A 23,002-nucleotide genomic window follows, 5' to 3' on the forward strand; every position below is an offset into this window, starting at 1 on the left:
CGTGGCAGGCACTTCGCCATATCTACCGACCCGCTGGACATCCAAGATCACGGCTGCCGTGAAAGGCCGAGGCTAGTACGGGGGAACAGCGCACGGAGTACCGTCACGGAGCGTCACAACGGCCCGCAGCAGCGGAAACCGGGTGTCCACGGCTACGCCGCAGACACCCGGTTCCGGGTTCGCACTCCGGTCGGTCAGCCGCCGAACGGTGCGGCGGACAGGAGTGTCTGCGTCCACCCCGACTCGTCGACGGCGCCCATGCCGAACAGGTCGCCGCCCTTTCGGTCGTACGGGTTGCGATCGGTGTAGCGGAAGAGCCCGCCACCCTCGGTGCGACCGAAGTAGGTGCCCGCGCCCGGCGAGACCAGGTTGGTCATGCCCTGCCAGGTGCTGTCCTTCAGCTCGCCCGACGTCCAGGAGCCCACGCCATTGATCTTGTAGGACAGCAGCCGGCCGTCGGAGGTCGTGCCCAGGATCCAGTCCTCACCAGTCGTCGTCATCGTCTTCAGGGTGAACCCGCTGTCGATCGTGGTGCCGTTGAGGATGTGGTTGCCTGTCGGCTTCGTCGACGTCACGTCGTAGCGCAGCAACTCCCCCAGGGAGTTGAGGCCGTACAGGTTGCCGTGACCGTCGTAGCTGAGCTGGGTGTGCGTCCACCCGCCGACCTTGATCTTCGACGGCGTGTTGAAGGCAAGCCCTGTGTTGTTGGTGATCACATCCACCCGGTAGAGGTCACCGCTCGTGGAGGTGAGCAGGATCGTGTTGAAGTTGACTGTTGCCATCGTCTTCGGCGTGAAACCAAGGGTCGCCTCCGACACCACGGTCTTCAGGCGACGGCCGGTACCGGACTCGATCGCCGAGTACGTCAGGCGTCCGTCGGCGAGCGCCCCGTAGACCGAGACGTTGCCACAGTTGGCACTCACCGCGCGCACCTCGGGCGACTTCGGCTCACCGCTGGGCGAGCCGTCGGTGGTGATACCGGACGGTGCGCCGTTGAAGTGGGACTCCACCTTGTTGCCGTCACGTCGTTGCTCGTGGTGCAGGTGTTCGCCGCTGGAGTTCCCGGTGGTGCCGACCTTGCCGAGAAGCTGGCCCTGGTCGACCTGCTGCCCGGTCCGTACCACCGGAGTCGAGACCATGTGCAGGTACAGCGACTCCCAGCCGCCGCCGTGGTCGAGCTTGACGTAGTTGCCCGCACCGCTGTCGTAGCCGGCGTAGGCGACGGTGCCCGCCGCCGAGGCGAGGATGGGCCGTCCGGCCGTACTGCCGCTGGTGGCGAACATGTCGATGTCGTAGTCGTCGTGACCGGGATAGGTGGACATCCGCCACACGTCGTCGCAGGCGAAGGGGAGTTGGAAGTTCGGCCGGACGCCGGCGGCGTGGGCGGCGCTCGGGTCGGCGACGTCCAGGGCCGCGACACCGGTGCCGGCGAGCGCCAGGGCGGCCAGGGCGGCCGAGGCCAGGCGTCGTACCGGGTGGGGTTGGGTCATGTGTCGTCGCTCCTCGTTGGCGGAGGTCGGGAGGTGCCGGAAGTTGGTCGTCGTCGGGCGCATCAGTTGCCGAAGGGCTGGGCGGACAGCAGGGTCTGGGTCCATCCGGAGTCGTTGACGGCGCCCTGGCCGGACAGGTCGCTGCCGTCGCGGTCGAACGGGTCCTGGTCCTGGTAGCGGTGCAACGCGCCGTTGCTGGTACGCCCGTAGTAGATGCCGGCGCCGGGCGACAGCAGATGGGTGATGCCCTGCCAGGTGCTGTCCTTCAGCTCACCGGAGACCCAGGAGTTCGGACCGTTGATCTTGTAGGAGAGCAGCCGGCCGTCGGCGGTCGTGCCCAGGATCCAGTCCTTGCCGGTGGTGGTGAGCGTCTTGAGGGTGAACCCGCTGTCGATGGTCGTGCCGTTGACGATGTTGTTGCCGGTCGGCTTGGACGACGTCACGTCGTAGCGCAGCAACTGCCCCAGCGAGTTGATGCCGTACAGGTTGCCGTGACCGTCGTAGCTGAGCAGGGTGTGCGTCCACCCGCCGACCTTGATCTTCGACGGGGTCTCGAATGCCACACCCGTGTTGTTGGTGATGATGTTCACCCGGTACAGGTCACCGGAGGTCGACGTGACCAGGATCGTGTTGAAGTTCAGCGTGGCCAACGCCTTGGGCGTGAACCCCAGTGTCGCCTCCGACAGCACCGTCTTGGTGAGACGACCGGTGGCCGTGTCGATCGCCGAGTACGTCAACCGGCCGTCCGCAAGCGTCCCGTACACCGACGCGGTGGGCGGGGTCCACAGTGCGTCCACGATGATCTGCGCGTCGGACGCCTGCCCCTGGTAGCGGTCGGGGTACGCCGAGACCTGCACCCGCTGGCACACCTCGCCGATCGGCCTGCTCGCCCAGGAGTTGTTCGGGTAGAGGCTGATCATCTTGTTGAGGAAAGCGTTCGTCGCCCAGGTCGGGTCCAGTCGCTGCGCCCGGGAACCCCACGCGGCACGCTGCTGGAACAGACCAAGGCTGTCGTGGTCCACCTCCTCGGCCACGTTCTGGATCGTCGACTCGACGATCGTGGTGGTGACGGCGATGACCGCCGCCCGCTCGGGCAGCCCCCGCGCCTGCACCGCCTGCACCACCTTGCGGGCGCAGGACACCCGGTAGGCGGTCATGTAGCCGTCAAGCGTGCCGCCGAGCCGACTGTTGAGGGTTGTGGCAAGGGCGGCGTCGGCGCTGCTCGGTCCACTCGCGGAGCAGGGCGCCGTGTCGTACGCCGCCGTGATCGACGCGGCCGGGAACGCCTCGGCGTCGGCCGGTGTGGACGGGGCCGCCGCGGCGGGTTGCGCGGCGACGGACAGGACGGTGATCGCCAGGGCCAACGCGGCACCGACTCCGCCCAGTGTGAAACGTTTCATGCAGATCCCCAGATCGCTTGGGTGTTTGCGGTCGGGGAGGAGCATGCGGTCCGGCGTTGTACCGGCTCTGTTGTCGAACTGTCCGCACCGGTCCCGCAGCCGGCCCGTGGTGGCCGGAGCAGGGGTCAGCTCGCGACGAGCCGGGTGTGCCAGGCCACCGCCGCAGGTCAGCTCGCGACGAGCCGGGTGTGCCAGGCCACCGCCGCCGGGTCGGTGAGCGAGGCGACCTGGTCGATCACCACGCGCAGCCGGGCGGCGTCGTCGGGGGCGGCCCGCCACAGTGGGGCGAAGACCGGGTCGAGCCCGTCCGGCGCCCGCCGTACCAGTGCGGCCACCAGCTCCGCGAGCATCGTGCGCTGCCGCTCGTAGCGGCCCCGGGATCCGGTACGGCGCATCACGTAGCGCAGGGCGATGCCCTTGAGCAGCGCGCACTGTGCCCGTACCCGCCTCGGCACCACCAGGTCGGCGGCGTAGCGACGGTGCGGACCGCTGCCGAACCGCTCCTCGGTGGCGGTCACCGCCGCAGACACGAACCGGCCGGTCAGGCCGCTGGTGGTGGTCTTCAACGCGACCTGGGCACGGTGGCTGCCGTCGTACCCGGCCAGCGGGGCCAGCAGCGGGTCGGCAAGCAACTCGACAAGCACCTCGGCCAGGTCGGCCGAGGACTCCCCGGAGTAGGTGGTCGCCACGTCGGCGCAGAGCGCGGCCCGCTCGTCGGCGTCGGCGAGCAGCGGACGCAACGTGACGTACCCGCCGTGGATGCCGTCCTCCACGTCGTGCACCGAGTACGCGACGTCGTCGGCCCAGTCCATCACCTGCGCCTCAAGGCAGCGCCGGTCGCCTGGCGCGCCAGCACGGATCCAGTCGAAGACCGCCGTGTCGTCGGCGTACACACCGAACTTGCGCTGCCCGGGGCGGCGCGGCCAGGGGTACTTTCCGATCGCGTCCAGTGACGCGCGGGTCAGGTTCAGCCCGGCGGACGAGCCGTCCGGGGCGAGCACCTTCGCCTCGAGTCGGGTCAGCACCCGCAGGGTCTGCGCGTTGCCCTCGAAGCCTCCGCAGGGCGTGGCGAGCAGGTCCAGCGCGGCCTCGCCGTTGTGCCCGAACGGAGGGTGCCCGAGGTCGTGGGCCAGCCCGGCGACGTCCACCACGTCCGGATCGCAGCCCAGCCGGGCACCCATCTCCCGGGCGATCTGGGCCACCTCGAGGGAGTGCGTCAGTCGGGTACGCAGGAAGTCGTCAGTGCCGGCGGTGTGCACCTGGGTCTTGGTGGCCAGTCGACGGAACGCCGCCGAGTGCAGCACCCTTGCCCGGTCACGCTCGTACGGGGAACGGCGGTGCCCGGTGTCCTTGGGTGGCTCCTGCACCAGTCGGGACTGCGGGTCTGACAACCCCGGCTCACTCCTTGCGCTGACGGAGGACGCAGAACTCGTTGCCCTCCGGGTCGGCGAGGACCGTCCACTCGACGTCAACCTGACCGATGTCGACGTGCCGGGCGCCCATGTCGACAAGCCGTTCGACCTCGGCCTCCTGGTCGGCGGGGCGCAGGTCGAGGTGCAGTCGGTTCTTGCGCTCCTTGCCGTCGGTCGCCGGCACGAAGACCAGGCCGGGGAGACGGTCGGCGCCCTGCCGGATCTCCACCTCGTCCGGCTTCTCGCTGACGACCTGATAGCCGAGCGCCTCGGCCCACCAGCGGGCCAGCCGAGCCGGATCGTGGGCGTCGATGGTCAGGCTTTCCCAGACGCTGGTCATTCAGTCACCTTTCCCCGTCGACGGCGAACGCAATCAGCCGCATGTGAGGGAGCCAGATTACGCCTGCCGATGCGCCTCGGCGCGACCGCGATGGGGAGACATCCGGGACGCAGGCGGCGGCTCGCCCCGAGCCGCCGCCTGCTCCTCGTCAACGGCTGTCGGAGCCGTCGGTCTCCACAACCGCCCGGCCGGCTTCCAGGCGCGCCACCGGCACCCGGAACGGTGAGCAGGACACGTAGTCCAGGCCGACGGAGTGGAAGAAGTGCACCGAGTCGGGGTCGCCGCCGTGTTCACCGCAGACGCCGAGCTTCAGCCCGGGTCGGGCGGCGCGGCCCTCTTCGGCGGCGATCCGCACCAGCCGGCCGACGCCATCGCGGTCGATGGACTCGAACGGTGAGATGCCGAAGATGCCCAACTCCAGGTAGCGCCAGAAGAACGCGCCCTCGACGTCGTCGCGGGAGAAGCCCCAGGCCATCTGGGTCAGGTCGTTGGTGCCGAACGAGAAGAACTCGGCGGCCTCGGCGATCTGGCCGGCGGTCAGCGCCGCCCGGGGCACCTCGATCATGGTGCCGATCAGCACCTCGACACCGCTGTCCCCGACCACCTCAGCGATGATCTTCTCGGCTTCGGCGCGGACCGTCTCCAGCTCCTGCACGGCCCCGACCAGCGGCACCATGATCTCCGGCTTGGCCACCCGGCCCTCCCGGGCGCAGCTGACTGCCGCCTCGGCGATGGCCCGCACCTGCATGGCGAACAGGCCGGGGATGACCAGGCCGAGGCGTACGCCCCGCAGCCCGAGCATCGGGTTCTCCTCGTGCATCCGCCGCACCGCGGCGAGCAGCGCCTCCTCCTTGGCGACGTCCTCACCGCGCTCCTGAGCGACAGCGACGTTGACGGCGAGCTGCTCCAGCGGAGGCAGGAACTCGTGCAGCGGCGGGTCGATCAGCCGGACGGTCACCGGCAGGCCGTCCATCTCGCGGAAGATCTCCTCGAAGTCGGCCTGCTGCAACGGCAGCAGCGCGGCAAGCGCCTCCTCACGCTCGCCCTCGGCGCGGGCCAGGATCAGCCGCTCGACCAGCTCCCGCCGGTCGCCGAGGAACATGTGCTCGGTGCGGCACAGCCCGATGCCCTCCGCGCCGAAGCGCCGGGCACGGGCGGCGTCCGCGCCGGTGTCGGCGTTCGTGCGGACCGCGAGCCGCCGCTTGCCGTCGGCGTGCGTCATGATCCGGTGTACGGCCCGGACCAGCGCGTTGTCGATGTGCTCGGGGTCGAGGCTGCCCTCGAAGTACTGCACCACCTCCGACGGCATTACCGGGACCTCACCCAGGTACACCTTGCCGGTGGTGCCGTCGATGGACACGACGTCGCCCTCGCTGACGGTCTGCCCGGCCACTGTGAACCGCTTCGCCGGCACGTTGACGTCGATCTCGTCGGCACCGGAGACGCAGGTCTTGCCCATCCCCCGGGCCACCACTGCGGCGTGGCTGGTCTTGCCGCCGCGCGAGGTGAGGATGCCCTTCGCGGCGATCATGCCGTTCAGGTCGTCCGGGTTGGTCTCCCGGCGTACCAGGATCACCGACTCGCCCTCGGCGGCCATCTCGACGGCGCGGGCGGAGGTGAAGACGACCTTGCCGGACGCCGCACCAGGCGACGCGCCGATGCCCTTCGCGACCGCCTCGAACTCGTGGTCGAGCTGGAAGCGGGGGAACATGAGCTGCGCGAGCTGCGCGCCGTTGACGCGGTGCAGCGCCTCGTCCAGGTCGATGAGGCCCTCGTCGACGAGTTGCCCGGCGATGACGAACGCGGCGGCGGCGGTGCGCTTGCCGACCCGGGTCTGCAACATCCACAGCTTGCCGCGCTCGATTGTGAACTCGATGTCGCAGAGGTCCTTGTAGTGCTCCTCCAGCCGCGCCATGATCCCGAGCAGCTCGTCGTAGGAGGCCTTGTCGAGCTGCTCCAGATCCTGAAGCGGCACTGTGTTGCGGATGCCTGCGACGACGTCCTCGCCCTGGGCGTTCGCCAGGTAGTCGCCGTAGATGCCCTGGGCGCCGCTGCCCGGGTCGCGGGTGAACGCCACGCCGGTGCCGGAGTCGGGGCCGAGGTTGCCGAAGACCATCGTCACCACGTTCACAGCGGTGCCGAGGTCGGCGGGGATGCGCTCCTGACGGCGGTAGAGCACCGCGCGCTCGGCGTTCCACGACTCGAAGACCGCCCGGATGGCGAGGTCGAGCTGTTCGCGCGGCTGCTGCGGGAACTCCCGCCCGGTGTGCTTCAGGAAGATCTTCTTGTACGCGTCAACCAGCCCGCGCAGGTCGTCGGCGTCCAGGTCCAGGTCGTTGTGGGTGCCCTTGACTGCCTTGGCGTCGTCGAGCGCCTGCTCGAACTCCTCGCCCGGCACCTCGCAGACGGTCTTGCCGAACATCTGGATGAGGCGTCGGTAGGAGTCCCAGGCGAACCTGTCGTTACCTCCCGCCTGGGCGGACAGGCCGACGACGCTCTCGTCGTTGAGGCCGACGTTCAGGACGGTCTCCATCATGCCGGGCATGGAGAACTTGGCGCCCGATCGGACCGACACCAGCAGCGGGTCCTGCGGGTCGCCGAGGCGCTTGCCCATGGCGCGCTCCAGCGACTCCAGGTGCTGCTCGATCTGACCGGCGAGGCCGTCCGGCTCCCGGCCGGTGGCGAGGTACGCCTGGCATGCCTCGGTCGTGATGGTGAAGCCGGGCGGCACGGGCAACCCGAGGTTCGTCATCTCGGCGAGGTTGGCGCCCTTACCACCGAGCAGGTCCTTGAGGTCCTTGTTGCCCTCGGAGAAGTCGTAGACGTATTTGTGATCGACGGTCTCTTGCGCTGCCACCAGAGCCTCCCACGCGCGCCGGAATGGACACTTAACGAAGGTTCAGTTTGCTGATACCCCGGGACGGACCTCCGGTAATCCGGGGTCGACGCCGATCGGTGCGCGAAGGTTAAGCGAACATCGAGCGGCCTGGGCCCGTTCGGTGACAATCGGCACAGCTATCACGACTTACCGCGTTCGTACGGGTTTTTGGGAACGCTTCCATGCGCACGATCACGCATTCCGGCCTGTCGCCGTACCCTTGACGACAACGCCAGCCAGTGAACCTCACTTTTGCCATAACCGACGCGAATACACCCCCGGAGCCGCCGCCGTGTCGACCAACCTCTCCCCCGGCCCCGCCAACTCCCCCGAGGCGGCCGGGCACGCCGGTCCGGTGCCGCTGCCGACTCAGGAACCGACCGCCGCCGCGCTGGCCCGGGCTGCCGAGCGGGCCGCCACCGACCTGCTCGCCGCGCCCGCCCCCATCCAGCTCGCCGACGTCGTACCCGCTCCGCGGGACGTGCGGCCGGACCCGGCCGGAAACTGGCGGCTCTCCCCCGACGCGGTCATCGTGGCAAGCACCGAACCCGCCGCGCTGGCCGCCGCCGTCCACCTCGCCGAGCTGCTGCGGCCCGCCACCGGATACCCGCTGCCGGTCACCGACGCCGCCACGCCGCAGGCCGACGACGGCATCGCGCTCGTGCTGGACCAGGCCGTCGGCCTCGGCACGGAGGGCTACCGACTCGACGTCACCACCTCCGGGGTACGCCTCAGCGCCGTCACCGCCACAGGCCTCTTCCACGGCGTGCAGACCCTGCGCCAACTGCTCCCGCCGGCGATCGAGAGCACCGTCCCGGTCACCGAAGCGTGGATCCTGCCCGGCGGGACCATCACCGACACGCCACGCTTCCCGTACCGGGGTGCGATGCTCGACGTGGCGCGGCACTTCTTCGCTGTCGAGGACGTGCTGCGGGTCGTCGACCACCTGGCCCGCTACAAGCTCAACCACCTGCACCTGCACCTCACCGACGACCAGGGCTGGCGGATCGCCGTCGACTCCCGCCCGAAGTTGACCACCGTGGGCGGCGCGACCGAGGTCGGTGACGGCCCGGGCGGTTTCTACACGAAGGCCGACTACGCGCGGATCGTCTCCTATGCCGCCGACCGTCACATCACTGTCGTCCCGGAGATCGACCTGCCGGGGCACACCAACTCGGCGCTCGTCGCGTACCCGGAACTGGCACCGGACAAGATCGCTCCTCCGCCGTACACAGGCACCGATGTCGGCTTCAGCTACGTCGACCCGACCGACGAGCGGACGTACGACTTCGTCGCCGACGTGTTCGGCGAACTGGCCGCCATCACACCCGGGCCGTTGCTGCACATCGGCGGCGACGAGGCGTTCAAGGTCAAGGGCGAGCTCTACACCGATTTCGTCGAGCGGGTCCAGCGCATCGTGGCCGAGCTCGGAAAGACAGTGGTCGGCTGGCACCAGGTCGCACCTGCCGCCCACGTCGACGGGCGGGTCCTCCAGTGGTGGGGCACCAACGGCGAGGACCCCACGACCGCCGACGCGGTCCGCCGAGGCGCCCGGCTGGTCATCTCCCCTGGCAACCACGCATACCTCGACATGAAGTACGCGCCGGACACCCCGATCGGACACGACTGGGCCGGCCTGATCGACGTACGCAAGGCTTACGACTGGGATCCGGGCACGCACGTCGCCGACGTACCCGAGGAGGCGGTGCTCGGCGTGGAGGCACCGCTCTGGACCGAATCGGTCACCTCCCTCGCGGAGATCGAACTGCTGCTCCTACCCCGACTCCCGGCGATCGCCGAGCTGGGCTGGTCACCCCGCGCGACGCACGACTGGGCCGGGTTCCGTTCGCGGTTGGCCGGGCACGGGCCACGCTGGGCAACCGCCGGCATCACCTTCCACGCCGCACCGGAGATCCCCTGGCCGGCGGTACCCGCCATCCCCCAACAACACGGCGTGCCCCACCCCGACCCGATAATCCCCTGACGGGCGGGCCGTCCAGTTTCACCGCGTCCGCCGCACCCTCAAGCGGGGCGTCCGGTTTCGGCGTGGCCGTCGCACGCTCGGGCGGGGCGTCCGGTTTCGGCGTGGCCGTCGCACGCTCGTCGGGCGGACGGTAGACGCCCAGAATAGGCATTTCAGGCAGTCGCGGGTTGATCGACTCGGGTTCCTTTGATATCGGGGTGTCCGGGTCGCGGGGATACCCCGGTTTCCATGAAGCCGAGTCGATCACACCCGTCTGGGCCGACTGTCGGGGCAACGCTGGGTGTTATGTCTGGTATCGGCTCGGCTGCGGCGTGGTCGGGGGCACTCTGGCGGCGGAATGAAGGGCCGGGCCGGGTGGTTGTACAGGGGGTAACCGACGACAGGTCGCGGCCCCGCCGGCTCGACGGTCCCCCGGTATCCGGGAACACCCGCCCGGCCGCCACGGTTACATCCCCCGGACCACCCGAGCAGCGCCTCTCCGAGGCTGTCGGCAGGTCCCCCGGAGCACGGCGGAATGACTCGCTGGCCCGGCTGGTTACATCCCCCTGGACCACCCCGAGCAGGCAGAGCCGCCGGGTGAGATCCCTGGAACTTCTTCCCCCTGCTCGCAGCGCACCGTCCCCCTATTGGTGTGTTACGCGGGTCGCCCCCGACATTGCAGAGGAGCACGCCATCATGCGTACCGATCTGATTCGTAAGACCGCTCTGACCGCTGCCGGACTCGCCGTCACCGGCGGCGCCATCGCCGGCCCCATCACCACCGCCTACGCCGCCGACGCCAAGCCCACCGGCCAGACCCAGAACAAGAGCGAGCGGCACCTCGACGTCCGCTACGAAGCCCAGCCCAACTTCTACTACTGCGGCCCCGCCGCCGCCCGCAACGCCCTGTCCGTACAGGGCAAGAACATCAGCGTCGACGCCATGGCCAAGGAAATGGGCACCACCGAAGCCGGCACCAACAGCATCAACGACATCACCCCCGTCCTGAACAAGGAAACCGGCAAGAACAACGCCTACCGCTCGGTGGAAATCAGCACCCCCGCCGCCGACGACAAGCAGACCGACAAACTCCGCACCGATGTGGTCAAGACCGTCGACGACGGCCGCGCCGTAGTCGCCAACATCGCCGGCACCACCACCGACACCGACGGCAACACCCACTCCTTCGAAGGCGGCCACTACATCAGCGTCGTCGGCTACACCGACAACGGCAACACCGTCACCATCGCCGACTCCGCCGACCCCAACACCGCCTCCTACGACATCACCACCGAGCACCTCGCCGACTGGATCGCCACCCGCGGCTACGCCACCAGCTGACCCCACCCAACACGCACCACCGAAGGGCCGGACCCCCACACAGGGGCCCGGCCCTTCACCATGCCACCGGCGGCGGCCAGAAGCCCGGGCAGGCATCACGCGGTTCGCCGACACTTCGGAACTGACGCCCTCAGCAATTCAGCACACCGGCCGAGGCGCCGACCCGCCGACACCAGCCACCACCAGCGCGCCGAGCCGGTGACCGATCGAGGCCGCCCACCCACCAGCGCCGAGGCGGTAACCAATCGACGCCACCCGCCCAACAGCGCCGGGCCGGTGACCAGTCGACGCCACCCGCCCAACAGCGCCGGGCCGGTGACCAGTCGACGCCACCCACCCGTCGGCGCCGAGGCGGTGACGTCGACGCCGGCTACCCATCAGCGCCGGCCGGTGCGGGTCAGCCGCCGGAGTCGTCCATCTCGGCGCCCTCGGGCACGGTGTCGTCGTCCCGGCTGGCCAGCCAGCCGTCCGGCAGGAAGACCTTGCCCGGGGAGTTCGTCCGGCCACGCGGCTGTCCGAGGGCAGTAAGCGGGAACGGCTCGGCCGGGTCGAGCTTGCCGAGTAGGTCGTCGAGCTGGGCCAGGCTTTCGATCATCGCCAGGGACCGGCGCAGTTCGCCGCCCACAGGAAAGCCCTTGAGGTACCAGGCGACGTGCTTGCGGAAGTCGGTGCAGCCGTCCCGCTCACCCCGGGCGGGGTTGCGCGCGCCCGCCACGAACTGGTCGACGAGCAACTCGGCGTGCCGGCGCATGGTCACCGCCACCTCGCCGAGGGTGGGCAGCCGCCGCTCGGGGCGACCGTTGAAGGCGGCCTCCAGGTCGGCGAAGAGCCACGGCCGGCCGAGGCAGCCGCGCCCGATGACAACCCCGTCGACGCCGGTGTGCGCGACCATCCGCAGCGCGTCGTCGGCCTCCCAGATGTCGCCGTTGCCGAGCACCGGCACGTCGAGGGCCTGCTTCAACGTGGCGATCGCGTCCCAGTCGGCGGTGCCCGAGTAGCGCTGCGAGGCCGTCCGCCCGTGCAGGGCCACCGCCGCCACGCCGGCGTCCTGGGCTGCGAGCCCTGCTTCGACGTACGTCAGATGGTCGTCGTCGATGCCCTTGCGCATCTTGACGGTGACCGGCACGCCGGCGGGTGACGCGGCAGCCACTGCGGCCTTGACCAGCCGGGCGAAGAGCCGGCGCCGCCACGGCAGCGCCGCACCGCCGCCACGCCGCGTGACCTTGGGGACCGGGCAGCCGAAGTTCAGGTCGATGTGATCGGCCAGGTTGCGCTCGACGACGATCCGTACGGCGGCTGCGGTGATCTCGGGGTCGGTGCCGTAGAGCTGGAGGCTGCGCGGCTTCTCGTCGTCACCGAACGTGATCATGCGCAGGGTCTTCGGGTTGCGCTCGACAAGCGCCCGAGTGGTGATCATCTCGCAGACGTAGATGCCGCCGCCCTGCTCCCGGCAGAGCCGGCGGAACCCGACGTTCGTGATGCCGGCCATCGGCGCGAGCACCACAGGCGGCCACACCTGGTACGGCCCCAGAGTCAAAGGGCTCAAAACAGGCGCGGTCAAGGCAGTCACCGCCCAAGTGTAAGGAAGGGCCCCTGCTTAACGCCTAGTGCATAGGAAGGGGCCCTTCCTAACACGACGCATATCACACCGCGCGATGATCGACGGTGTTGTCCACAGCCGGCAGGATTTCCACAGGCCGCGCGGCCGGGCGGGACACGGCCTGGTTCCGACGGTCAGGCTGCGGTCATGCGTGAACATCCACCTGAGCTGACGGCAACGGTCGAGCGGCAACAGCAGATCGCCACCCGGGCTCAGTTGCTCGCCGCTGGCTACGACGACATGTACCTGTACCGCCAGGCCCGGCGCGGCCAGTGGCAACGCGTCCTGCCAGCGACGTACGCCCTGTTCACGGGCGTACTGACCGATGAACAACGGCGGATCTCCGCAGCGCTCTACGCCGGGCCGCAGGCGCAGCTCACCAGCTTGGCCGCGCTCGCCTGGTACGGGTTCCGGCAGATTCCGCGCAACACCGACGTACACCTGGTGGTGCCGCACCACGCGCGGCGCCGGTCGGCGGGCTACGCCCTTGTTCGGCGAGCCCTGACCCTGGACGCCCGGGCGCGGTCGAGCGCGCCGTACCCCGTCTGCTCGCCGGCGCGGGCGGTGGTGGACGCGGCCCGCGACCTTGGGCAGCTTCGCCCGGTGCGGGCCATCCTCGCCGAGTCTGTCCAGCGCGGTTTCACCGACCTCGCCAGGCTGGACGAGGAGATCCGTCGGGCGCGGCGCAGTCGCACCGCGCTGATCAGGATGGCGTACGCGGAGGTCGTGGCCGGCACCCGGTCGGCTCCGGAGGCGGAGCTGCGCGAATGCCTGGCGGGCAGCCCGATCCTGCCGCAGATCCGGTGGAATCCCCGTCTTCGTACGCTTGACGGGGCGGTGCTGCCGACGCCGGACGGGTACCTGACCGACTCGGCGGTGGCGCTGGAGGTCGATTCGCAGGAGTACCACTTCAGCCCGGGCGACTGGGCTCGGACGTTGGAGCGGCACAACGAGCTGAGTCGGCACGGTGTCCTGGTTCTGCACGTCACGCCTGCACAGCTCCGGCGCCATCCGGACGGCATCCGACGAACTGTCGAGGATGCGTACGAGTCCCGGCAGGGCGTCGGTGCCACGCTCCGGGTCCGGGTCGATCCAGCCGGCCCGGAGCATGCGAGGGCCTGATCGAGTACGGCGCTCCGCTCAGCTTGCGGAACAACGGAGTTAGGAAGGGGCCCCTTCTATACCTGAGGCGTTAGAAAGGGGCCCTTCCTTACACCTCAGCAGCCGGGGAGGCGCTCGATCAGGTAGCGCTCCACCTGGTCCAGGGAGACGCGCTCCTGGGTCATGGTGTCCCGGTTGCGGACCGTCACGGCGTTGTCGTCGAGCGTGTCGAAGTCGACGGTGACGCAGAACGGGGTGCCGATCTCGTCCTGCCGGCGGTAGCGGCGGCCGATCGCCTGCGAGTCGTCGAACTCCACCACCCAACGCTTGCGCAGCAGCGCGGCGAGGTCCTTGGCCTTCGGCGACAGCGCCTCGTTGCGCGACAGCGGCAGCACCGCCACCTTGACCGGGGCCAGCCGCGGGTCGAACCGCATCACGGTCCGCTTGTCCACGCCGCCCTTGGTGTTGGGCGCCTCGTCCTCGTCGTACGCCTCCAGCAGGAAGGCGAGCACGGCCCGGGTCAGACCGGCGGCGGGCTCGATGACGTACGGCATCCAGCGCTCACTCTTGGTCTGGTCGAAGTACGACAGGTCGACGCCGGAGTGCTTGCTGTGCGTGGAGAGGTCGAAGTCGGTGCGGTTGGCGACACCTTCCAGCTCGGCGAACTCGGTGCCGCCGAACTGGAAGCGGTACTCGATGTCGACGGTCCGCTTCGAGTAGTGGGAGAGCTTCTCCTTGGGGTGCTCGTAGAGACGCAGGTTGTCCGCCGAGAGGCCCAGGTCGAGGTACCAGTTCCAGCGCTCCTGGAGCCAGTACTCGTGCCACTGCTCGTCGGTGCCCGGCTCGACGAAGAACTCCATCTCCATCTGCTCGAACTCACGCGTACGGAAGATGAAGTTGCCCGGGGTGATCTCGTTGCGGAACGACTTGCCGGTCTGGGCGATACCGAACGGCGGCTTCTTGCGGGCGACCGTCTCGACGTTCTTGTAGTTGACGAAGATGCCCTGCGCGGTCTCGGGGCGCAGGTAGTGCATGCCCTCGTCGCTCTCCACCGGGCCCAGGTACGTCTTCATCAGGCCGTTGAACATCTTCGGCTCGGTGAAGGTGCCCTTGTTGCCGCAGTTGGGGCAGTTGACCTCGGCGAGTGAGGTCGGCGCGTGGCCGTGCTTGGCCTCGTACGCCTCCTCGATGTGGTCCGCCCGGAACCGCTTGTGGCAGAACTGGCACTCGGTGAGCGGGTCGACGAACTCGGCGATGTGGCCGGACGCCTCCCACACCTTGCGGGCCAGGATCACTGCGGAGTCGAGGCCGACCACGTCGTCGCGCTGCTGGACCATCGTCTTCCACCACTGCCGGCGGACGTTCTCCTTGAGCTCCACGCCGAGCGGACCGTAGTCCCACGCCGATCGGGTGCCTCCGTAGATCTCGCTGGAGGGGAAGACGAAGCCTCGGCGCTTGGCGAGGCTGACGACGGCGTCGATACGGTCTGCTGGCATGTTTCCTCCTACGCCGGCTGGCGGTCGGCGGGGGCGAGATGTGGATGGATCGGGCGGTTCGGGACAACGGTACGACCACCGTCACCCCGAGCGACAGCAGAATACCGGGGGCGGGTCAGCTCACCCCGCAGACCTCCATGCCACCGGTCTGACTGTCCTGACCCAGTGTGACCTGCTGCCGTTCCCGGTCGCCGCCGGAGAGCGTCACGTCGACGGGCACTGTCAGGTTTGTCGTGTCGACCTCGCCCACCCGGTAGGCGGTCACCTGCGGCTCGGCGGCGGCCCGGCGCTCGAACTCGGGGCGTGACTCGCGCCGCTGCGCGTCGTCGCAGAGTTGGTCGTACGCCCGCCCGTAGTTCCGATCGACGAGAGCCTGGTAGTAGTCGCCGGTGACCGTGCGCCCCTGCTCCCGGATCGCCTGCACTCCGCTGACGGCCAGGCCGATCACGGCCGCGCCTCCCCCGCCGCAGCAGAGCAGGATGGCGAGAGCGCCGACGCCGAGGCCGATCCAGAGCCGGGTCCGGCGACCCTCGGTGGGCGGCGCGGCGAACGGCGGAGCCACACCGGGACCGGGCGGCGGGGCGGGTGCGGTCATAGGAGCAGGGTAGTGCCCGACGGCTCAGCGGTAAGGACCAGCAGCCCGATCACTCTCGGCGACCACCACCGCTCCGCCGGGCGCGGCGTTGGCAAGCGCCTCGTACGCGGATGGTTCGTCGATCGATTCGGCGAGCAACGGCACGGCGCTGACCTTGACCTCGAAGGCGCCCAGGGCACGCCGGTAGGTGCCTACCGACTCCCACTCGGTGAGCAGTGTCCAGTGCCGGGGGTCGTCAAGCGCCCGCAGGAGTTGACCTCGCAGGTAGCCGGGGCGGGCGGCCAGCGCGGTGAGGGCCGCGTGCGCCCGTTCGGTGAAGCCGTCGGCGACATCGACGTCGACCACGAACCGGTTGGTCACCAGCACCGGGCGCCTCCTCGTAGAGTCTGTGGGATGCAGCGTACGCAGCGCCCTCTGCTGGCCCGGTTGGCCGGGGCCAACCCGACATCGGTGTTTCTGCTCACCCTGGTGGTGGTGCTTGTCGCGTTCTTCACGCCGGGGGTGGTCGGTGGGCTGTTGACGCTGGCGCTCGCCGCTGCCCTGATCGCCCTTTTGGTGACCACCTGGGCGGTTCAGGCGCCGCAGACCCGGCTGATCCGACTGTTGATGCTGACCCTGCTGGTGACGGTGGGCTTCGCGAAGCTGCTCTGACATGCAGCTATGCGTTTTTGACAATCATTGTCGTTGCCACGGACAGTTGGGGCATGAGCAACCGCACCACATCCCGTGTCCTGGCCGCCGCGACCGCCCTGCTCGCCCTGGGCGCGGGGGCTGGCTGCTCCAACGGCGGTCCGGCCGGCGCCGATCCGCAACGGGTCGACGTGGTGGCCGCGTTCTATCCCCTCCAGTTCCTGGCCGAACGGATCGGCGGTGACGCGGTCCGGGTGACCAACCTGGCCCGGCCCGGTGCCGAGCCGCACGACCTGGAGCTAAGCCCGAAGCAGGTCGGTCAGGTAAGCGACGCTGAGTTGATCGTCTACCTCAAGGGTTTCCAGCCGGCGGTCGACGAGGCGATCGCGCAGAGCGGCGGCGACCGGGTGTTCGACGTGGCGAGCGTGCAGCCGCTGCGCGACGTGAGCGCCGGCGGCCACGACCACGAGCACGAGGGCGAAGACGGGGACGAGCAGGAGCACGGCGGCGGCAAGGACCCGCACGTCTGGCTCGACCCGACCCGGCTGGCCGGCATCGGCGACCAGCTCGCCAAGCGCCTCGGCGAGGCCGACCCGGCACACGCCGCCGACTACACCACCCGCGCCGCCGCGCTGCGCGCCGACCTGACGAAGCTGGACGGCGAGTTCACCGAGGGCCTGCGGACCTGCCAGCGGCGGGAGATCGTCACCAGCCACACCGCGTTCGGCTACCTGGCCGACCGCTACCAGCTCGAACAGATCGGCATCACCGGGCTGAGCCCGGACGTCGAGCCCTCGCCGCAGCGGCTCGCGCAGGTAATCGAGGAGGCCAAGGAGCACCAGGCCACCACGATCTTCTTCGAGACGCTTGTCAGCCCGAAGGTGGCCGAGACCATCGCCGGTCAGGTCGGCGCCAAGACCGCGGTGCTCGACCCGCTCGAAGGACTCGCTGCCGGCAGTGACGCCGACTACCTTTCGGTGATGCGTACCAACCTGGAGACCCTGCGGACGGCGTTGAGCTGCTCGTGAGCGCGCCCGTGATCAACGTCGAGCACGCGGCGGTCGGCTACGACGGCCGCCCGGTGCTGCGGGATGTCTCGCTAAGCGTGACCGCCGGTGAGGTGGTCGCGGTGCTCGGCGCCAACGGCTCCGGCAAGTCCACGCTGATCCGCGCCGTGCTCGGGCTGGTGCCGCTGAGCACCGGCTCGATCACCCTCTTCGACCAGCCGCTGCGCCGGTTCCGGCAGTGGCAGCGCATCGGGTACGTCCCGCAGCGCCTCGGCGCGGGCGGCGGCGTACCGGCGACGGTCCGTGAGGTGGTGGGCTCCGGCCGGCTGGCCCGTCGAGGGTTGCTCCGCCCGCCGGGCGCTGCCGATCGGGCCGCCGTCGACGCCGCGCTGCGCGCTGTCGGGCTCGCCGACCGGGCCGCCGACCCGGTGGCCACCCTCTCCGGCGGCCAGCAGCAGCGCACGCTTATCGCCCGTGCGCTGGCCGGCCGACCCGAGCTGCTGATCCTCGACGAGCCCACCGCCGGGGTGGACGCGGCAAGCCAGGAGGCGTTCGCCGGCGCGCTGCGCGACTTCGTCGGCGACGGCGGGACGGTGTTGCTGGTGGCCCACGAGTTGGGCCCCCTGCGGCCGGTGATCAGCCGGGCTGTCGTCGTACACGAGGGTGGTATCTGTCACGACGGCCCGGTGCCGGACCCGGCCGGCCACCACGCGGAGCCCGACCACGACCACGTGCACCCGCACGGTCCCGACGAGCCCGCCGGGCTGTGGAGCAGCTGAGCATGGAACTTTTCCAGTACCCCTACATGCAGCGCGCCCTGATCGCCGCGCTGGTGATCGGCTTGGCCGCGCCGGCGCTCGGCATCTATCTGGTGCAGCGCCGGTTGACGCTCATCGGCGACGGCATCGGGCACGTGGCATTGACGGGTGTCGGCGCGGGCCTGCTGCTCAACCGTTCGCCGGTGCTGGTGGCGGTGATCGTGGCCACCGCCGGTGCGGTCGCCATCGAGCTGGTCCGCGCCCGTGGGCGTACGTCCGGCGACCTGGCCCTGGCCCTGTTGTTCTACGGCGGCATCGCCGGCGGTGTGCTGCTGGTCGGGCTGTCCGATGCGACGAGCGCGAATCTCAACGCCTACCTGTTCGGCTCGCTGACCACCATCTCGGCCACCGACCTGACCACCATCGTGGTCCTCGGCGGGGCGATCCTCGTCGCCATGATCGCGCTGCGGCCGGCGCTCTTCGCGGTGAGCCACGACGAGGAGTACGCCCGGGTCTCCGGCCTGCCGGTGCGTACCCTCAATCTGCTGATCGCGGTCACCACGGCGATCACCGTGACCATCGCGATGCGGGCCGTCGGAGTGCTGCTGATCAGCGCGCTGATGGTGGTCCCGGTGGCCACCGCACAGCAGGTCACCCGTGGCTTCCGCAGCACGATGACCGCCGCGATGGCGCTCGGTCTCTTCGCCGCCGGCACCGGTGTCTGGGTGGCGGCGACGGCGGACACCGCGCCGGGCGCCTCGGTGGTGCTCGTGGCGATCGCCTCCTTCCTCGTGGTGGCCGTGGGCGCGGCAATCTGGCGGGCGCTGCGTCGCCGGGCCACACCGGCCCCCGTGGCGCCGGCAGAGCCGCACGAGGTGGTGCTCCGCTGAATTGGTTACCGTTGCAGGATGACCACCGCTACGGGTTACGAGGGCTTCGACGGGGCGAGCGAACTGCTCCGCGCCCTCTCCGCACCCATCCGGCTGGCCATCGTCAGCGAGCTCGCCGACGGCGAGCGGTGTGTGCACGAGCTGGTGGAGAAGCTCGGCGCCGCGCAACCGCTGGTCTCCCAGCACCTGCGGGTGCTGCGCGGCGCGGGAGTGGTGCGGGGGTCCCGCCGGGGCAGGGAAATCGCCTACAGCCTGGTCGACGAGCACGTGGCGCACATTGTGGCGGACGCGGTGAGCCACGCCGGGGAGGGATCATGAACGAGAGCGGCGCCGCGGTGCGCAACACCCGGCAGCGCTCGGCGGTGAGCGCCCTGCTGGGCGAGATGGAGGGCTTCCACAGCGCGCAGGACCTGCACGCCATGCTCCGGCAGCGCGGTGAGCGGGTCGGCCTGACCACCGTCTACCGGACGTTGCAGGGGCTGGCCGACGCGGGCGAGATCGACGTGATGCGCCCGCCGGGCGGCGAGCACCTCTACCGTCGGTGCAGCGAGGGGCATCACCACCACCTGGTCTGCCGGGTGTGCGGGCGTACCGTCGAGGTGGCCGGGCCCGCTGTGGAGAGCTGGGCCGACCGGGTCGCCGCAGAGCACGGCTACGCAGAGGTCAGCCACACACTGGAGATCTTCGGCACCTGCCCGACCTGCGTGCGCTGACCGCCGCGCATGATCTTGCTGGGCTGACCTCCACCACTGCACGGATCGGGGCGTTCGTGGCACGCTGTCCGGCGTGAAGATCTACGCCGATCGCTTTCCGACCGCCGCCCGCCAGTTGCTCACCGACCTCCTCGTCGTCGCCTGGGTGTACGTCGCGATCCGCGGCGCGCTCTGGCTGCACGACCTGGTGCAGAAGCTTGCCGTACCCGGGCAGAAGCTGGAGGGCGCAGGCGGTGGCCTCGCCGACAACCTCGCCGACGCCGGAGGCAAGGTTCGGCGGGTTCCGCTTGTCGGCGACGAGCTGACAGCCCCCTTCCAGCGCGCCGCCGACGCGGCCCGGGGGCTCGCCGACGCCGGCCGTGACCAGCAGCACCTGGTCGACCAGCTCGCCTTGGCGCTCGCCGTCGCGGTGCTCATCTTCCCGCTCGGCATCGTGCTGTTCGGTTGGCTGCCGCTGCGGCTGCGGTGGATGCGCCGCGCCGGGTCGGCCGCGAAACTGGCCGCCGGACCGGCCGGCAGGGACCTGCTCGCCCTGCGCGCGCTGGCCACCCAGCCGCTGGGCCGGCTCACAGCGATCGCGCCGGACGTTGCCGAGGCGTGGCGGCGTGGTGACGACGACACAGTGGACGCCCTGGCCGCGCTGGAGCTGCGCCAACTCGGCCTACGCGGCCGAGCCCGCTGAGCCTGGGCCGGCGCGGGTCAGGGCTTCGGCGGGATGCGGCGGCGGACGTCCTCGGACGTGGACGGGCCGGGCGTCCAGCGGGCCACCCAGGGCAACTCGTCGGACGGCGTGATGACCCCCTCCTCCAGGCCGGCGTAGCGGCCGGCGAGGATCCGTTTCGCGGCGGTGGTGTCGACCGCGTCGGTGTTGTCCCACAGGGCGGCGAACAGCGCGTCCACCCGGACCCGGGCCTGCCGGCAGAACAGGTCTGCCAGCTCCACGTTCTCCGGTCGGCTGCCGCGCTCGGCAGTCGCCCGGACGCAGACCGCCGACATCGCGAACAGCTCCGCGCCGATGTCCACGATGCGGCCGAGGAACGCCTGCTTGCGTTCCATCTTTCCCTGCCAGCGGGACATCGCGTAGAACGTCGACCGGGCCAGCTTGCGCGACGAGCGCTCCACCTGGCGCAGGTGTGCGGCCAGCGGCCCGAACTCGGCGTACGCCGAAGGGCTCTGCCCCCGACCGACCGCGAGCGTGGGGAGCCACTTCGCGTAGAAGGCGCTCGCTCGGGCGCCCGCTCGGGCCTTGCGGCCGAGCCCCGCATCCGGGTCGATGATGTCGCCTGCCACCGACAGGTGGGCGTCGACCGCCTCCCGGGCGATCAACAGGTGCATGATCTCCGTCGAGCCCTCGAAGATCCGATTGATCCGCAGGTCACGCATCATCTGCTCGACGGCTGCGGCGCGCTCGCCACGGGCTGCCAGCGAGTCGGCCGTCTCGTAGCCGCGCCCGCCCCGGATCTGGATCAGCTCGTCGGCGATCTTCCAGGCCATCTCGCTGGCGTACAGCTTGACGAGCGCCGCCTCGATCCGGATGTCGTTGCGGTCGTCGTCGGCGAGCAGGCAGCACAGGTCGAGCATGGTCTCCATGCCGTACGTGGTGGCCGCGATGAAGGAGAGCTTCTGGGCGACGGCCTCGTGCTCCCCCACCGGCCGGCCCCACTGGACCCGGTCGGCGGCCCACCCCCGGGCCACGTTCAACGCCCACTTGCCAGCGCCCACGCACATGGCAGGCAGCGAGAGCCGACCCGTGTTCAACGTGGTCAGGGCGATCTTGAGGCCCTTACCCTCGCCGCCGATGACGTTCTCGGCCGGTACGAACACGTCGTGGAACCGGGTCAGGCTGTTCTCCAGGCCGCGCAGACCGACGAACTCGTTGCGCCGCTCCACTGTGATGCCCGCGCTGTCACCGTCCACGACGAACGCGGTGATCCCACCGCGCCGACCCTCGCCGGCCGGCACCCGGGCCATCACCACGAGCAGGGTGGCCACGATGCCGTTGGTGGCCCACAGCTTCACCCCGTTGAGCCGGTAGCCGGTGCCGTCCTCGGTCGGCTCGGCGGTGGTCGCGAGCCGGGCCGGGTCGGAGCCGACGTCCGGCTCGGTGAGCAGGAACGCGGAGACCTCACCGGCGGCGAGCCGAGGCAGGAAGCGTTGCTTCTGCTCGGCGGTGCCGAACATCTTCAGCGGTTGCGGCACGCCGATCGACTGGTGCGCGGAGAGCAGCGCGCCGATCGCCGGGCTTACCGAGCCGGCGAGCATCAGCGCCCGGCAGTAGTGCAGGTTGCTCAGGCCCAGGCCGCCGTACTTCCGGTCGATCTTCATGCCGAACGCGCCGAGGTCGGCAAGGCCGTGGAACACCGAGTCCGAAATGGAGGCGTCCCGCTCGATGGCCTGTCCGTCCACTTCGGAGGCGAGGAAGTCGCGGAACCGGCCGAGGAAGTCCTCGGCGCGGGCCTCGTCGTCCGGATCGGAGCGCGGCCACGGGTCGATGAGGTCGAGCCGGAACCGCCCCAGGAAAAGCTCCTTGCCGAAGCTGGGCCGGTCCCAGGTGGACTCCCGGGCCGCCTCGGCGACCTGCCGGGCTTCCTTCTCGGAGACCTGCCCGGCCTCCTCGGGCAGCGGCGCGGCCGCACCGGCGGTGCCCGCCTGGGCCGCGTCGACTGCGGGGTTGGAGTCAGGACCGTCCGGTGCCGGTCGGCCGTTCTGCGTCGTGGTCACGGCTGCCCCCTCGAACCTCGGTGCGGCTGCGTCGACGTGCGCGACTACCGCCACGCTACCTCCGCTTGTTACCAAGGGGTAGCGCAGCGTACGTCCGGATCGCCGTCCTCAGCGACCGCTGAGCATCTCCGGGTCGTCATCGTCGTCGTCGATGTCGTCCTCGCCCCAGCTACGCCGGGAGAACGGCAGGATCGCCCAGAACGTGAGGAACCAGAGCCCGGTCAGGCCGCTGAGGATGAAGGCGATCGGCCGGTCCAGCACGAAGTCGGTGATCAGCAGAACCGCGCTGACCATCGAGATCAGCATGAAGGCGAGCCCGCCGCTGGCCATCCGGTGCGCGAAGCGGACCAGCTCCGGCTTGCGCCCCTGCCGGAACAGCGCCCTGTGGAACGCCACCGGCGAAATGATCATCGCGGTGGCGGCGGCCGCGGCGATCAGGGCGACGATGTAGACATCCCGCTGGAACTCGCTGGTCCGGGTGAATCCGTTGCTGAACGGCAGGGTCAGCAGGAAGGCGAACAGGATCTGCACGCCCGTCTGGGCGACCCGCAGCTCCTGTAGCAGATCGGCGAAGTTGCGCTGCCAACGCTGCTTCTCGGTCTCCGTCGACACGCGCTACCTCCGGTGAGACGCTACTGCCGACGGAGCGGTCCGCCGGCAGCAACGC

21 protein-coding genes are annotated in these 23,002 nt (G+C 70.1%); 10 read left to right on the plus strand and 11 right to left on the minus strand.

The window, feature by feature from the left end:
• Nucleotides 1-194: 194 nt before the first annotated feature.
• The 5 genes from ACLQ23_RS26945 to ppdK form a co-directional block, all read right to left on the minus strand.
• On the minus strand, nucleotides 195-1,448 hold the full coding sequence (locus ACLQ23_RS26945) for a M23 family metallopeptidase (protein ID WP_425881350.1): 1,254 nt from the start codon (nucleotides 1,446-1,448) through the stop codon (nucleotides 195-197).
• A gap of 104 nt (nucleotides 1,449-1,552) precedes the next feature.
• Nucleotides 1,553-2,890 (minus strand): tachylectin-related carbohydrate-binding protein, encoded by a 1,338-nt coding sequence (locus ACLQ23_RS26950; RefSeq protein WP_355596073.1) that lies wholly within the window; start codon nucleotides 2,888-2,890, stop codon nucleotides 1,553-1,555.
• A 167-nt stretch (nucleotides 2,891-3,057) separates the two neighbouring features.
• On the minus strand, nucleotides 3,058-4,281 hold the full coding sequence (locus tag ACLQ23_RS26955) for a deoxyguanosinetriphosphate triphosphohydrolase (protein ID WP_355596071.1): 1,224 nt from the start codon (nucleotides 4,279-4,281) through the stop codon (nucleotides 3,058-3,060).
• Nucleotides 4,282-4,288: 7 nt separating this feature from the next.
• On the minus strand, nucleotides 4,289-4,642 hold the full coding sequence (locus ACLQ23_RS26960; RefSeq protein WP_355596069.1) for a VOC family protein: 354 nt from the start codon (nucleotides 4,640-4,642) through the stop codon (nucleotides 4,289-4,291).
• A 148-nt stretch (nucleotides 4,643-4,790) separates the two neighbouring features.
• Nucleotides 4,791-7,499: a pyruvate, phosphate dikinase gene (gene ppdK / locus ACLQ23_RS26965; RefSeq protein WP_355596067.1), complete on the minus strand. Its 2,709-nt coding sequence runs from the start codon at nucleotides 7,497-7,499 to the stop codon at nucleotides 4,791-4,793.
• A 241-nt stretch (nucleotides 7,500-7,740) separates the two neighbouring features.
• Between ppdK and ACLQ23_RS26970 the strand changes: the two genes are divergently transcribed.
• On the plus strand, nucleotides 7,741-9,504 hold the full coding sequence (locus ACLQ23_RS26970; protein ID WP_425881335.1) for a beta-N-acetylhexosaminidase: 1,764 nt from the start codon (nucleotides 7,741-7,743) through the stop codon (nucleotides 9,502-9,504).
• Nucleotides 9,505-10,179: 675 nt separating this feature from the next.
• Nucleotides 10,180-10,824, plus strand: a complete 645-nt coding sequence (locus ACLQ23_RS26975) for a C39 family peptidase (RefSeq protein WP_425881336.1) — start codon at nucleotides 10,180-10,182, stop codon at nucleotides 10,822-10,824.
• Nucleotides 10,825-11,221: 397 nt separating this feature from the next.
• On the opposite strand, the gene dusB is transcribed toward ACLQ23_RS26975, so the two are convergent.
• On the minus strand, nucleotides 11,222-12,385 hold the full coding sequence (dusB, locus tag ACLQ23_RS26980) for a tRNA dihydrouridine synthase DusB (protein WP_425881351.1): 1,164 nt from the start codon (nucleotides 12,383-12,385) through the stop codon (nucleotides 11,222-11,224).
• 186 nt (nucleotides 12,386-12,571) lie between these two features.
• Between dusB and ACLQ23_RS26985 the strand changes: the two genes are divergently transcribed.
• On the plus strand, nucleotides 12,572-13,546 hold the full coding sequence (locus ACLQ23_RS26985; RefSeq protein ID WP_167943065.1) for a type IV toxin-antitoxin system AbiEi family antitoxin domain-containing protein: 975 nt from the start codon (nucleotides 12,572-12,574) through the stop codon (nucleotides 13,544-13,546).
• Nucleotides 13,547-13,641: 95 nt separating this feature from the next.
• Here ACLQ23_RS26985 and ACLQ23_RS26990 read toward each other — a convergent pair whose 3' ends face one another.
• The 3 genes from ACLQ23_RS26990 to ACLQ23_RS27000 form a co-directional block, all read right to left on the minus strand.
• The gene (locus tag ACLQ23_RS26990; RefSeq protein ID WP_053658681.1) at nucleotides 13,642-15,021 is read right to left on the minus strand and encodes a glycine--tRNA ligase; all 1,380 of its coding nucleotides are present in this window, start codon (nucleotides 15,019-15,021) and stop codon (nucleotides 13,642-13,644) included.
• A 115-nt stretch (nucleotides 15,022-15,136) separates the two neighbouring features.
• Complete coding sequence (locus ACLQ23_RS26995; protein ID WP_355596063.1) at nucleotides 15,137-15,616, minus strand: hypothetical protein; 480 nt, start codon at nucleotides 15,614-15,616, stop codon at nucleotides 15,137-15,139.
• A 24-nt stretch (nucleotides 15,617-15,640) separates the two neighbouring features.
• Nucleotides 15,641-15,982 (minus strand): antibiotic biosynthesis monooxygenase family protein, encoded by a 342-nt coding sequence (locus ACLQ23_RS27000; RefSeq protein ID WP_355596061.1) that lies wholly within the window; start codon nucleotides 15,980-15,982, stop codon nucleotides 15,641-15,643.
• Between the two features lie 27 nt (nucleotides 15,983-16,009).
• Between ACLQ23_RS27000 and ACLQ23_RS27005 the strand changes: the two genes are divergently transcribed.
• The 7 genes from ACLQ23_RS27005 (at nucleotide 16,010) to ACLQ23_RS27035 (ending at nucleotide 20,296) form a co-directional block, all read left to right on the plus strand.
• A complete protein-coding gene (locus ACLQ23_RS27005; protein WP_355596059.1) occupies nucleotides 16,010-16,267 on the plus strand; it encodes a hypothetical protein in 258 nt (85 codons plus the stop codon).
• Nucleotides 16,268-16,320: 53 nt separating this feature from the next.
• Nucleotides 16,321-17,274: a metal ABC transporter substrate-binding protein gene (locus ACLQ23_RS27010; RefSeq protein WP_355596057.1), complete on the plus strand. Its 954-nt coding sequence runs from the start codon at nucleotides 16,321-16,323 to the stop codon at nucleotides 17,272-17,274.
• Entirely contained in the window at nucleotides 17,271-18,032 is a 762-nt protein-coding gene (locus tag ACLQ23_RS27015) for a metal ABC transporter ATP-binding protein (protein ID WP_355596055.1), read from the plus strand. Before ACLQ23_RS27010 ends, ACLQ23_RS27015 begins: the two co-directional genes overlap by 4 nt.
• Before the next feature lie 2 nt (nucleotides 18,033-18,034).
• Entirely contained in the window at nucleotides 18,035-18,901 is an 867-nt protein-coding gene (locus ACLQ23_RS27020; RefSeq protein WP_355596054.1) for a metal ABC transporter permease, read from the plus strand.
• A gap of 18 nt (nucleotides 18,902-18,919) precedes the next feature.
• A complete protein-coding gene (locus tag ACLQ23_RS27025) occupies nucleotides 18,920-19,219 on the plus strand; it encodes an ArsR/SmtB family transcription factor (RefSeq protein ID WP_355596053.1) in 300 nt (99 codons plus the stop codon).
• Complete coding sequence (locus tag ACLQ23_RS27030; RefSeq protein WP_355596052.1) at nucleotides 19,216-19,614, plus strand: Fur family transcriptional regulator; 399 nt, start codon at nucleotides 19,216-19,218, stop codon at nucleotides 19,612-19,614. Before ACLQ23_RS27025 ends, ACLQ23_RS27030 begins: the two co-directional genes overlap by 4 nt.
• A gap of 73 nt (nucleotides 19,615-19,687) precedes the next feature.
• A complete protein-coding gene (locus ACLQ23_RS27035; RefSeq protein WP_355596051.1) occupies nucleotides 19,688-20,296 on the plus strand; it encodes a hypothetical protein in 609 nt (202 codons plus the stop codon).
• A gap of 17 nt (nucleotides 20,297-20,313) precedes the next feature.
• Here ACLQ23_RS27035 and ACLQ23_RS27040 read toward each other — a convergent pair whose 3' ends face one another.
• Nucleotides 20,314-22,335, minus strand: a complete 2,022-nt coding sequence (locus ACLQ23_RS27040) for an acyl-CoA dehydrogenase family protein (protein ID WP_425881337.1) — start codon at nucleotides 22,333-22,335, stop codon at nucleotides 20,314-20,316.
• 108 nt (nucleotides 22,336-22,443) lie between these two features.
• On the minus strand, nucleotides 22,444-22,947 hold the full coding sequence (locus ACLQ23_RS27045; protein ID WP_053658661.1) for a DUF6328 family protein: 504 nt from the start codon (nucleotides 22,945-22,947) through the stop codon (nucleotides 22,444-22,446).
• Nucleotides 22,948-23,002: the final 55 nt, after the last annotated feature.

The organism is Micromonospora sp. DT41 (assembly GCF_049841715.1).
Lineage (GTDB): Bacteria > Actinomycetota > Actinomycetes > Mycobacteriales > Micromonosporaceae > Micromonospora > Micromonospora profundi.

Coding starts and splice junctions, on each gene's coding strand:
- ACLQ23_RS27005 (WP_355596059.1), top strand. CDS start 16,010: ATGCAGCGTACGCAGCGCCCTCTGCTGGCCCGGTTGGCCGGGGCCAAC.
- ACLQ23_RS27025 (WP_355596053.1), top strand. CDS start 18,920: ATGACCACCGCTACGGGTTACGAGGGCTTCGACGGGGCGAGCGAACTG.
- ACLQ23_RS26950 (WP_355596073.1), bottom strand. CDS start 2,890: ATGAAACGTTTCACACTGGGCGGAGTCGGTGCCGCGTTGGCCCTGGCG.
- ACLQ23_RS27020 (WP_355596054.1), top strand. CDS start 18,035: ATGGAACTTTTCCAGTACCCCTACATGCAGCGCGCCCTGATCGCCGCG.
- ACLQ23_RS26960 (WP_355596069.1), bottom strand. CDS start 4,642: ATGACCAGCGTCTGGGAAAGCCTGACCATCGACGCCCACGATCCGGCT.
- ACLQ23_RS26985 (WP_167943065.1), top strand. CDS start 12,572: ATGCGTGAACATCCACCTGAGCTGACGGCAACGGTCGAGCGGCAACAG.
- ACLQ23_RS26975 (WP_425881336.1), top strand. CDS start 10,180: ATGCGTACCGATCTGATTCGTAAGACCGCTCTGACCGCTGCCGGACTC.
- ACLQ23_RS27030 (WP_355596052.1), top strand. CDS start 19,216: ATGAACGAGAGCGGCGCCGCGGTGCGCAACACCCGGCAGCGCTCGGCG.
- ACLQ23_RS26995 (WP_355596063.1), bottom strand. CDS start 15,616: ATGACCGCACCCGCCCCGCCGCCCGGTCCCGGTGTGGCTCCGCCGTTC.
- ACLQ23_RS27010 (WP_355596057.1), top strand. CDS start 16,321: ATGAGCAACCGCACCACATCCCGTGTCCTGGCCGCCGCGACCGCCCTG.
- ACLQ23_RS26990 (WP_053658681.1), bottom strand. CDS start 15,021: ATGCCAGCAGACCGTATCGACGCCGTCGTCAGCCTCGCCAAGCGCCGA.